10 protein-coding genes are annotated in these 12,195 nt (G+C 33.9%); 5 read left to right on the plus strand and 5 right to left on the minus strand.

What is annotated here, in order from left to right:
- Positions 1-221 precede the first annotated feature (221 nt).
- Entirely contained in the window at positions 222-1,340 is a 1,119-nt protein-coding gene (gene dnaN / locus BLS90_RS13100; protein ID WP_091258416.1) for a DNA polymerase III subunit beta, read from the plus strand.
- Positions 1,341-1,593: 253 nt separating this feature from the next.
- On the opposite strand, the gene BLS90_RS13105 is transcribed toward dnaN, so the two are convergent.
- From BLS90_RS13105 to BLS90_RS13115, 3 genes are all read right to left on the minus strand, one after another.
- Positions 1,594-3,366: a MutS-related protein gene (locus BLS90_RS13105; RefSeq protein WP_091258418.1), complete on the minus strand. Its 1,773-nt coding sequence runs from the start codon at positions 3,364-3,366 to the stop codon at positions 1,594-1,596.
- A gap of 118 nt (positions 3,367-3,484) precedes the next feature.
- The gene (locus BLS90_RS13110) at positions 3,485-4,318 is read right to left on the minus strand and encodes a universal stress protein (RefSeq protein ID WP_091258420.1); all 834 of its coding nucleotides are present in this window, start codon (positions 4,316-4,318) and stop codon (positions 3,485-3,487) included.
- Between the two features lie 88 nt (positions 4,319-4,406).
- Positions 4,407-5,240, minus strand: a complete 834-nt coding sequence (locus BLS90_RS13115) for a universal stress protein (protein WP_091258423.1) — start codon at positions 5,238-5,240, stop codon at positions 4,407-4,409.
- 177 nt (positions 5,241-5,417) lie between these two features.
- Here BLS90_RS13115 and mnmE point away from each other — a divergent pair, with 177 nt between their 5' ends.
- The 3 genes from mnmE (at position 5,418) to BLS90_RS13130 (ending at position 9,025) form a co-directional block, all read left to right on the plus strand.
- Positions 5,418-6,818, plus strand: coding sequence for a tRNA uridine-5-carboxymethylaminomethyl(34) synthesis GTPase MnmE (gene mnmE, locus BLS90_RS13120; protein WP_091258424.1), 1,401 nt, complete (start codon positions 5,418-5,420; stop codon positions 6,816-6,818).
- Positions 6,819-7,030: 212 nt separating this feature from the next.
- Positions 7,031-8,179, plus strand: a complete 1,149-nt coding sequence (locus BLS90_RS13125; protein ID WP_091258427.1) for a saccharopine dehydrogenase family protein — start codon at positions 7,031-7,033, stop codon at positions 8,177-8,179.
- A gap of 132 nt (positions 8,180-8,311) precedes the next feature.
- Complete coding sequence (locus BLS90_RS13130) at positions 8,312-9,025, plus strand: GYF domain-containing protein (protein ID WP_091258429.1); 714 nt, start codon at positions 8,312-8,314, stop codon at positions 9,023-9,025.
- A gap of 83 nt (positions 9,026-9,108) precedes the next feature.
- Here BLS90_RS13130 and BLS90_RS13135 read toward each other — a convergent pair whose 3' ends face one another.
- Both BLS90_RS13135 and BLS90_RS13140 read right to left on the minus strand, forming a co-directional pair.
- On the minus strand, positions 9,109-9,963 hold the full coding sequence (locus BLS90_RS13135; protein WP_091258431.1) for an EamA family transporter: 855 nt from the start codon (positions 9,961-9,963) through the stop codon (positions 9,109-9,111).
- 151 nt (positions 9,964-10,114) lie between these two features.
- Positions 10,115-11,014, minus strand: coding sequence for an MBL fold metallo-hydrolase (locus BLS90_RS13140; protein ID WP_091258433.1), 900 nt, complete (start codon positions 11,012-11,014; stop codon positions 10,115-10,117).
- Positions 11,015-11,187: 173 nt separating this feature from the next.
- Here BLS90_RS13140 and BLS90_RS13145 point away from each other — a divergent pair, with 173 nt between their 5' ends.
- Positions 11,188-12,183: a metal-dependent hydrolase gene (locus BLS90_RS13145; RefSeq protein WP_091258435.1), complete on the plus strand. Its 996-nt coding sequence runs from the start codon at positions 11,188-11,190 to the stop codon at positions 12,181-12,183.
- Positions 12,184-12,195: the final 12 nt, after the last annotated feature.

Genomic DNA, 12,195 nt, shown 5'->3' on the forward strand with positions numbered 1-12,195 from the left:
TTATTTAAGTTGTCAACATCCAACTTTTCGAAACAAAATAAAACAACCATTTTTTATAATATAATAAATAGAATTTGCATTCAGACTTTCGACTTTTGACTTTCAGACTAAAGTAAAGATGTTAATAAAAAAGTTTCCAAACTAAAATAGTTTACGATATATTTGTAAAATGTATCGTATTTCGGATTTAGAGAAATACCTTAAAAAATAAAACAAAACAGATGAAATTTATAGTATCGAGTTCATACTTATTGAAACAATTACAAGTTTTAGGAAATGTTATCAACAGTAGCAATACTTTACCTATTTTAGATAACTTTTTATTTGATCTAGACCATAGTGTATTGACCGTTTCTGCTTCTGATTTAGAGACCACAATGTCTGCCACTCTAGGAATTGATTCTGAAAGTAAAGGAAGCGTTGCAGTCCCTGCAAAATTGCTTTTGGAAATCCTTAAAACATTCCCGGAACAACCTTTAACTTTCACCGTTGAGGATAATAGTACGATAGAAATCAGTTCTAATTCGGGGAAATATGCATTAGCTTATGCTCCTGGAGATGAATTTCCAAAATCAGTGAACCTAGACGATCCATCTGTTACACTGGTTCCTTCTGATGTTTTGGCAACAGCCATAAGCAAAACCATATTTGCTGCCGGAAACGATGATTTACGTCCAGTTATGTCTGGTGTATTCTTTCAGTTTTCACCACAAGGATTAACCTTTGTAGCAACGGATGCACACAAATTAGTAAAATATGCACGTACTGATGTAACAGCTTCGCAAGTGGCTGATTTCATTATGCCAAAAAAACCATTGAATATTTTAAAAAATATTCTTGGAACTTCTGATGCAGAAGTAAAAATTGAATATAACGATTCCAATGCGACTTTTTCTTTTGACAATTATGTTTTAATGTGTCGTTTGATTGATGGAAAATATCCAAATTATGAAGCGGTAATTCCAAAAGAAAATCCAAATAAATTGATGATAGATCGTTCTCAATTTTTGAGTTCTGTGCGTCGTGTTGCCATCTTTTCGAATAAAACAACACACCAAATTCGTCTGAAAATTGCTGGAGCTGAGTTGAATGTTTCTGCTGAAGATATTGACTATTCAAACAAGGCGGAAGAAAGATTGACCTGTGATTATCAAGGTGATGATATGCAAATAGGATACAATTCTCGTTTCTTGACAGAGATGTTGACTAACTTGCAATCGGATATGATTATGCTTGAAATGTCACTGCCAAACAGAGCTGGAATTCTTACTCCTGTTGATGGATTAGAAGAAGGTGAAACTGTTACGATGCTAGTTATGCCTGTAATGCTAAACAACTAGTTCAGTTTAAAATACGCTATTAACCAAACCATTTTTATATTTTAAAACCGTCTCGTTTAATTACAAGACGGTTTTTTACTTTTATTCATTTCTCGTATTTTATTCAGATTAATTAGGAATCTCATATAGTATTTCCAGTATCACTAATCTGCTGTAATCGCTCCTGTTAGAGGGTTTGCTTCGTTCCTAGCAAAGACAAACTAAACCTTAAAATTTAATTAGTCTAACAATCAAAGAAGTCTAAAATTCCAAACTAAATCACTCCCATTTTTTTCATTAGGAAAGTAGCGCTCCTATTTTTACAAATTCCATCACGTAATTTATAATCAAAGTGGAGATCATTATTGACAATCTCTACTTCAAAGCATTTATTGGTTAGTATACTCGGATAGTCATATGTGGTCAAGCATACCTCAATGTCATGTGTAGCTATGGCTCCAATGGCTTTTTTACCAATCACTTTTTTAACCACTTCTATTGTCCCATTTCGTTTATCATCTGAATTGGTTCCTCGTAATATTTCGTCTAATAATACAAATGCAGGTCTGTTTTCGAGTTCGTCCATAATTTGCTTTAAGCGTTTAATTTCAGCAAAAAAGTATGATTCACTGTCAGACAACGAATCGGATAATCGCATAGAAACTAAAACGGGCAACGGATGCACATTAGCTTGGCTTGCACAAACGGAAGACCCCATACCAGTTAGAACCATATTAATTCCCAAACTGCGTAGAAAAGTACTTTTGCCAGACATATTAGAACCCGTCAAAATCATGAAGCTTTCTGGATGAAAACGAACATCATTCCCTATTCTTGTTTTTTCATTTAATAAAGGATGGCTTAGATCCGTGAAATCAATTTCAAAATTAGTGTTCAAGGTTGGATAAACGAACTCTGGATTATTATAAGACATATTTGCTAAACTATTTAGCAGCTCCAATTCCCCAATTACTTCGAGCCACTCTTCTAGTGCTTCGGCATGATCGTTTTTCCATTGAATTAATGATTGTAGCACATGCAAATTAAAAAGAAATGTACCATTAAAAACGATGGCTGTCACAAAATTAGAAATGCTGTCCATTTTTGAAAACAAACCAGCTAATTGTTTCAAATGAACGCTAGCCTTTTCTTTTTTGAATACTAATTTTTGTTGCAAGCCGATTAATTTTTCCGACTGAAAAGTTTCTTCTTCAATCTTTTGCAACAACAAACTGTATTGGTGAATGGTTTTATCAATGTTAGTAGAATTTGCTATTTCACTCTGAATACGTTTTATAAACCGACCTAAAACGATTAAGTGAAACACAAACATATATGACAAAACAGAAACAAAAACAATATTAGATGTGACTGCATAAGCTATCAAAAATCCTAAAAAAAGAAGTGGAGAAAAGTAAGAAATAAAAACACTAATTTTAGATAAAGGCGTGCTATTGAATGTACTCCATTTAAGTAATGTTTCATAATTCGATTGGCTGTCATTTCCAATTTTGGCGAAAGCTAAGAACTCCTGACGCCAATCTAATTTGTTAGATAATTCTTTTACTGCTTGCTGATTTCTTGTGATTTCGTTATTTGGTGCCAGTGCTAAAAGTTGGTTTGCCAATGTTTTTTTTCCAATAAAAGTAGCCGTTCTATTCAAGTTTTGAAATAAGGAATGATCTCCAAAGACATCTAAATCATACGCATAAGGGTGATTAAAATCGTTAAATTCTTGTCCGTTTTCAAATGGAATTTTATTTCTTTCGAGGTATTCAATTTCATTTTCATTAATATCAAATAAGGCTTGATGAACTTGCTTTTCAAAAACTAACTTGGAATGAATACGCATCAATATCACGAAAGCACCAAATAGAACTATCGAGGCAACTACAAAAATAATATTACTAGTTTTAATGTAATAATAACTAGATATAAAAAAAAGTACAATCGTAAGAAGTCTTAAAACACTTATACTATTGTACTTTTTATTGATTGCAGTTAACGCTGTTGAAAAGCGAATCTTTTTTGCTTTGTATATTTCCATAATTCAATTGATGAATTGCAAATATAACGAAATAGATTTGCTGAGAAGTCTAAATTAAAAGGCAATGGCAATGCCGAACTAAATAGTATTCGAAACTTCAACTAAAATTGTGACTGCATCAATCCATGTGTATTGCTAAAATAGGAATATCAAAATTATTCGCTATTTTTTTGGTTAAACTAGGTTTAAAAATTCCTTCAAAAAAACCTCTTTTATAGGTAAGCATAGTCAATATATCTATTTCCTTATATAAAATAAAATCTAAAATAGTCTCCTTTACTTCATCACTCGAAATCACAAAAAACTCTACGGGATCATTTATAAATTCTTCCTCCCAATGCGCCACGGTATCTTTTGAAACATCCGATTCACTCGTTTTCACATACAAGCATTTGACTTTTGCTTTTGTTTTTATGGCAATATCTAGCACCATTTTTAAGGCTTTTTTGTCTTTCGTTCTAAAGCGCGTGGTAAAGCCAATAATTTCTATTTTCTTGAACTTGGCTGCAATTGGAATACACAGCATTGGAATTTCAATTCCAGAAATAACAGATCCTGCATTGGAACCCACAAAAAAAGCATCCCATCCCGTGACTCCTGCCGTACCCATAATAACAAAATCGATAGCATCCTCTTTAATCGATTTTTTAATATTATGAAGTAAATCACCATCCATAAGTCGATGCGTCATTTTAATTTTATCCAAATGACGCTCTTCTGCCAACGCACGGAGTTTTGGAATTTCATCCTTAAACATGCCAAATTGTGCTAATTCTACTGAATTGTAAATGAGAGCATAATTTTCAGGAAAAAACTGATTGTCATAAATAGGTAGTTCAAAGGTGTGCAATAAAACGATTTCACCATGAACTATTTTTGCAAATTCCAAAGCATGTATAAAAGCATTTGCTGCCACTTCAGAAAAATCGGTTGGAAATAAAATTTTTTTCATTTGTCGTTTAGTTTAAAATAGTTCGTTAATTTTACTAAGCTATTGGTTTTTTTTCTAAAACAAATAGCGCAATTCTGCAACACTAATTTTATTCGTGGATGCCTAAAATAGGAACATTAATATGAAATGCTAATTTTTTAGCAAGACTAATTTCAAATAATTTTTCAAAGAAAGTTCGATGGTATACATGCATTGCAATCAAATTATTTTTGTACAAGGCAATAAAATTTAAGATTATGCCCTCTACATCGTCCCCTTCAATTGAATGAAAAACAACTTCCTTATCCCCTATCAATACCTTCCAATCTGCCCTGCAATCGTGTTGACTTTCAACTTTTGAGTGCGCGACACGCAAACAGTCAACAGGAGCTTGAAAGATCTCGGATAGCGACATTACGGTTTTAAAAGCGGCGGTATCCTCCGATTTATACTGCGTCAGGAAAAGCATTTTTTTTATTGGCTGATACCGGCAATGTTCAGGTATAATTAAAACTAATGCTTTTACATCGTTCATCACTTTGGTTGCCACGGTACCAAAAAAAGTTTCTTTTAGTCCAGTTGCCCCTTTGGTACCCATAACCACAAAATCAATTTTTTCATTCTCCGTTATTTTTTTTATTTCAGGAACTAAATTTCCTAAAATTAGAGCATTACTTATCTTGATGTGTCCCAAACTATTTTGTTCTGCTATCCTTCTTAAACTCGGCACCTCATCTTTATAATTTTCAAAATTACTAAGCTCAGTAACATCATAAATTTCATGTAAATACTCTGAAATGTTAATGTAATTTGCTTGCGGTAATTGATAAACATGAATGGTAATTACTTCGGCTTTAATAGATTCAGCTAATTGCAGGGCATAAATAAACGCGTTTTTAGAGGCGTCTGAAAAGTCGGTAGGAAATAGAATTTTTTTGGACATACCGTTACTTTGTTGCGAATCAATTAATTATATAAATTTACGAAACTTAAAAACAAAATAGTATGATAAATATCAATTTGAGTAATTTTTTAACAAAAAAATAAAGTTAATGGTTTGATAATCGAGACTTGCTGCCTTATCAATTTTACTTACTTTTGCATAAAATTGAATACAAATATGATACCTCACGATTCCATAGTAGCACTTGCAACTCCATCGGGAGCGGGAGCTATAGCCGTAATTCGAATTTCGGGCCAAGATGCCATCACGATAGGAAATTCTGTTTTTAAATCTATTAAAAATAAAGATTTAACCACTCAAAAAACCCACACCCTGCATTTAGGTCATATTATGGATGCTTCCAAAACCTTAGATGAAGTATTAGTGTCCATTTTTAAAGGTCCAAATTCGTATACGGGCGAAAATACAATCGAAATTTCCTGCCACGGCTCTCCTTATATTCAGCAACAAATCATACAATTACTTCTCAGGAAAGGCTGCCGTATGGCAGATCCAGGCGAATTTACGCTTAGAGCTTTCCTAAACGGCAAACTGGATTTATCGCAGGCCGAAGCCGTTGCAGATTTAATTTCATCCGACAATGAAGCGTCGCATCAAATCGCTATGCAACAAATGCGTGGTGGTTTTTCGAATGAAATAGCTAAACTGCGAGAAGAATTATTGAATTTTGCTTCGTTGATTGAACTCGAATTGGACTTTGCCGAGGAAGACGTAGAATTTGCGGATCGAACGCAATTCCATGAATTACTATACAGAATCGAATTTGTATTGAAACGATTAATCGACTCGTTTGCAGTTGGAAACGTCATTAAAAACGGAATACCAGTTGCTATTGTTGGAGAACCAAACGTTGGGAAATCGACACTTTTGAATGCTTTATTGAACGAAGAGCGCGCCATAGTTTCAGAAATTGCGGGAACAACCCGTGATACTATCGAAGATGAATTGGTCATTGGTGGTATCGGATTTCGATTTATAGATACCGCTGGAATACGGGAGACAGAAGATGTTGTGGAAAGTATTGGGATTCGTAAAACATTTGAAAAAATAGAACAAGCACAGGTAGTTTTATATTTGTTTGATAGTTTAAAATTTAAAGTTCAAAGTTCGGAATACATCATAGAAATTGAAAAAATCAAAAATCAATTTCCATTAAAACCGTTAGTTGTTGTTATCAACAAAATAGATTTGCTCTCTGAAAATGAAGTACTAAACATCAGAAAACAGTTTGAAACATTGAACGTTAAACTGGAAACAATTTCAGCTAAGGAGAATATTGGAGTTGAGAATTTAAAGAATCAATTGCTTTCATTCGTAAATACCGGTGCTTTGCGAAACAATGAGACAATTATAACAAACACAAGACATTACGACTCTCTACTAAAAGCTTTAGATGAAATAATGAAAGTGAAATTTGGTCTAGAAACAAATCTTTCTAGTGACCTTATGGCACTCGATATTAAGGAGGCGCTGTATCAGTTTGGAACTATTACAGGACAAGTATCAAATGACGAGCTGTTAGGAAATATTTTTGCTAACTTTTGTATCGGAAAGTAAATGCACTTACCATTATACATTCCTTTTATTTTTTAACCATTAAGAAAATCCAGTAACTGTAAGACTTAATTTGAACTAGTAATCCTAATGGTTTTATAAATAAAGAATCTACTTTTGAGAAAATAGTTTGCAGCATACTACTACTAGATTTAAATCAAAAACTACACTTCTAAAACACAAATAAATACAAGAAAAATGGCTGTCTTTAAAATATGGAAAAGCATCATACTATAATTATAGCTGGAGCCGGCGGAATTGCAGAAGCCGTTGGTTTAATGTTAATGGAATGGAGTGACGTGACTCCTACTTTATTTATTGGTGACAGAAACCACGCCAAAGCAAAAAAAGTAGCGCAGTGGATTCAAGAAGGAACAACGAAAAAGGGATCCATTGAAGACTTTTATCTTGATGAAAAAGAACTTACAAATGAAATGGAGGTAATCTTACGTCGAGGCGATATTATTCTCGACTGCCTTCCTGGTAGCCAAGCACCACGTATGGCCCAATTTGCCAAAGATTTTAACATGCATTACGCCAATCTTACCGAATATGTCTCCGAAACTTCCCAAATAGTAGCGTCGGCAAAAAATGCCGAAACGGGTTTTATCCTTCAAACAGGATTGGCTCCAGGGTACATCGATTTACTAGCAAATGGACTTTTTCAACAATTTTGCATGGACTTTGAAGTTGACAAAGTAGATAAATTAGAATTTAAAGTTGGCGCCTTGACCAATCATGCCGTTGCCCCACATTACTACGGATTTACTTGGAGTCCTATAGGAGTAGCTACAGAGTATTTGAAAGATACGATAGTGCTTCGAGATTTCGTAAAAACTACGCGCCCTCCATTATCAGAAAGAGCTTCTATTGTTATTGACGGTATAACATATGAAGAAGATCTTACCTCTGGTGGAGCAGCAGATTTACCAGAAGCGCTATCTGGAAAAGTGCGTTCACTAGATTACAAAACGTTACGCCATCCCGGTCACTACGCATGGATTCAAGAGCAACTTTCTATTTTGGAAAATAAAGAAGAAGCGATAAAATTATTACAGCAAGAAATGGAGGCGGCAATTCCTCATGTAGAGGACGATCAAGTTATCTTATATGCTGCGGTCGAAGGTAAAGATGCTTCTGGAATTTTGCGAAGACGTGAAATTGCAAAGCGCATTTCACCCCAAATAGTAGGAAAGCACAAATTGAGAGCTATTCAAACAACCACTGCGGCGCCATTAGCCCAAGCAGCGCAACTATTGTTAGAATCATCGCTACGTGGTGTTGTTCTTCAAAGCCAAATTAATCCCAAATCCTTTTTAAACGGAAATTATATCGTCCAGGTCTATGGAAAAACAACCTCTTAATCCAAATTAATCATTTATTTTATAATTTCGATAAGTAGTTTTCTGTTAAAATACACTACTGAAAAAAGCAAATTGTTTTGTACTTTTGAAAGTTAAAAAATCAATCGAAACGCAATAAATAAGCAGCACCCAATGAATTCCTATTACTTACACAACGGCACGGAAAGTAGCGGTCCATTTAATATAACCGAATTGAAAGCCAAATCAATTTTAAATACAACACCGGTTTGGTGCGAAGGAATGCAAGATTGGAAAACCGCAGGTGAAATAGCGGAATTACAATCTATTTTTAGAGTGATGCCTCCGCCTATTAATACCACTACAGCACTTCCAAAACAAAGTACCAAAGAGGCAAATACTAAGATAATAGGGATTGACAAGTCGATTTTTTACATGCTCTCCGGAATTTTGATTTTAGTAGTTGGAACTCTTATATTTAATTATTTTGAAGAAGGCAGAAGTGCTGAACTTGAACAAAAAAACAGCATTACGGAAAGGAATAATCTACAATTTCAATTACAGGAAAAAGAAATTGAAGAACAAAAGAATCGCATAATTGAACAAGAAAAACAGGAATTTGAAAGAGTTTTGAAAGAGAGAAAACAAACTCTAAACAATAGGCTTTTTGAAATTAAGGAAAAACTTGCTTTTAATTTCAGTGCTTTAGATCAAGCTAAAGATACCCTGGCAAAAGCTAAAGATTTTCAATTTTTAAGAACAGACAATGAGAGAAATGAAGACATTAGTTTAATCGAAAATGAAATTGAAATTTTAAGTACAGAGATTGAAAATTTAAAAATCGAAATGGATCAGCTCTACTTAGAATTAGAAAAAATTAAAACTTAAAAAACGAACTTAAATGGCAATCGTACCCAGTTACAATTCCATGTTAGTGCCATTATTTGTCTTAAAAAATATATTTTACTTTTCTATTTTGTTTGTGAAAACACTATTAAAATAATCGCTAGCAAAGCCATAAAAAGACCCGCGTAATTTATTTTGGTTAGTTTTTCTTTGAAAACAAAAATACCTACAAGACTCCCTATTATGATCACGCCCATATTCATTCCTGCAAAAACTGTTGACGGGTTTTTAGCAAATACTTGATGCGCCTTTAGATAAAAAAGAATATTACCAAAGTTAAAAATACCCACTAGCCCCCCCAAAATTATGTTTTTAAGCGCTAGTTGAACCTTATTGGCTAGCACTTCATAACTTATAACGGCAAACATGATTACCAGTGCTACGCTAAAAACTATAAATAGAGAAGTGGTATAAGGCAGCGTTGTAAACAAAGCAATTTGTTTAAAAAGGATGTCTATAATCCCAAAACCCAGCAAAACTACAGTAGGATAAATCCATTTATTTTTGGTGTTTTGTGAGGGTTTAGACAAAATTAGTACTAGAGCTGGAAACCCAACTGCAAGTGCCGTAACTTTAAATACATTAAAATCCTCCTTGAAGATTAACCATGCGGCCAAGATTGGAATGAATAATGAAAGTCGCTGAGCAGCATCTGTTTTTACAATTCCCATGTGTTTAATGGAAATTGCCAAAAATAGAAATACTGATGGCAATAAGATACCAAGCGCTATATAAATATGCCATGGCGACGAAGTATTCACCTCATTCAAATTTGGACTGAAAAAACAATAACATAAAACAAGAGCAAACAGATAATTAGCAGCAACAATTTGTGCATTATTAACGTTGTAATGGCGAGAAAATTTAAACAGTATTCCTACAGTGACACTGCAAATAATACTTAAAACAAGAAATAGCATAGCGAATTTTTAGAGGGAAAAATTACCATTTATTGTCATTCCTTTTGCTCTTTTATGAAAGTATTGAAACCAATATTTCCAGAACAAGAATAGTACGTAAACGGTTTCAGTAGTACAAAAGGAGAAACTACCCCCTCAAATTATGGCAATCTTAGATCCTTCCTTGTTCTTTGAGTTTCCAGTACCGCAATAAACCATTTACAGACATCCAGCTTGGATTAGCAAATTCATAGGTTTGAATATCATCCGCATCCAGTCCTTTATCTAAAAACTGCTTTCTGGTGTAGTCCATAAATTGAGGCACTATACTTTCTGGGGGAGTTTGATTGTCATAAAAAGGTTTGATAAAATTAGCCCAATCATCTAGAACTATTTCTAATCCTGATAATAATTCATCAGGGTTTATTTGCAAATCAAAATGAGTTAAATACAATGCTCTGGGCTTTAAATCTTTTAGTTTTTTAAGGGATTGTTTCCATAATTCAATATTAATATCCGGTGGTGGACAAGGAGGCACAACAGGACCATCTCCTATTTTTACTCCGGCCACATCCCCAGTAAATATCACATCCTCAATTTGATATGCATTATGATGCACAGCATGACCCGGTGTATACCATACTTTTATTTGAACATCCCCCAAGTCTACAACATCACCGTCCGTAACTCCAATCAATTGTTGCTCAGGAATAGATTCCATTTTCCCCCAAAGAAGCTCCATCTTATCTGTATAGATCATTTTAGCTGAATTCCATAATTTCTCTGGATTAGCTAAATGTGGAATTCCAATTGGGTGTACGTATATTTTAGCACCATTTTGTGCCAATTTCCAAGCTGCTCCAGCATGGTCAAAATGAATGTGCGTCAGGAATACATGCTGAATATCTTTGATCTCATACCCGATCTTCTGGATTCCTTTTTCAAGATATTCCCATGTTGATTCCGGTCCGGTTTCGATAAGTATCGGGCCTTTTTCGGTTTCAATTAAAAAAGCACCAATAGAATGTTTTTCAGATTGAAAGTGTAAATCAATAGTATGGATTTTATACATAGCTTGGTTTATTTATGATGGAACAAGATAGTGCATATTTATTTTAAAATCTCTTCTGATCACAATAGTTTTATTTTATGATATGTTTTCAATTATAGTAAAAAAGTGTGATTCATGCCAAAAATTTACTACAGGTCATCAAGATATCTATTGATTTCAGCTACTTTTACAGGATGGATTCTTTTACTCAGATAGCTTTAGGAATTGCCATTGCCGAAGTATGCGCAGGCAAAAAGCTAAAAAATAAAACAGTTTTATATGGTGCAATTCTAGGCACAATTCCTGATTTAGATGTTGTAGTGGGATTATTTTTAAATCCTGTAGATGCAATTCTGATTCACCGTGGCATCAGTCATTCTCTTTTTCTATTTTTGTTTTTATCGCCTGTTTTGGGTTGGATTATTTCAAAAACAGAAAGAGACAAACTCAACTTTGTTCAGGCAACTCGTATGGCGTTTTGGTGTTTGTTTACCCATGTGTTACTGGACATGTTCACTTCTTGGGGGACACAAATTTTATGGCCTTTAAACTATCGATTTGCGTTGAAAACCATTTTCGTTATTGACCCGCTGCATACCATTCCGCTAGTTATTGCATTGATTATGACTTGCAAAACAAAAAACGGAGTACTTCGCAAAAAATACATAACTAGAGGACTATCCATCAGTAGTGCGTATCTCCTTTTGTCCTGTTTTATAAAAGTATATACCTTGAACCAATTTGAAAAAGCATTAACAAAACAAGGAATTCAGTATACTGAAATTATCGTGAAACCTACAGCTTTCAATCTCATTTTGTGGAACGCTAACGTGGCTACTTCTGAAGATTACTTGTTAAGCGACTACTCTCTTTTAGACACGCAACCCATTTTGTTTACTGTTTACAGCAAAAATAAAGTTCTAGAATCGCAGCTAAAAGGAAATTCAGATTTTGAAAAACTAAAAAAATCCAGCGAGGGCTGGTATATTATTTCTAAAAAAAATCAATCTTTATATTTCAATGATTTGCGCTTTGGACTATTAAATGACAATCCCAAAAATCCTCAATTTGCATTCAGCTATCAATTTATTGCAAACAAAGCGGAACTAAAAGCGGTTGAAGTTCCTAAAAACAAAAGGGACGGAAAGCGGTTGCTTCAAAAAATAGTTACGCGGATAAAAGGAAACTGAGTGTTATTTTTT

This window comes from Flavobacterium omnivorum, assembly GCF_900099915.1.
Taxonomy (GTDB): Bacteria; Bacteroidota; Bacteroidia; order Flavobacteriales; family Flavobacteriaceae; genus Flavobacterium; species Flavobacterium omnivorum.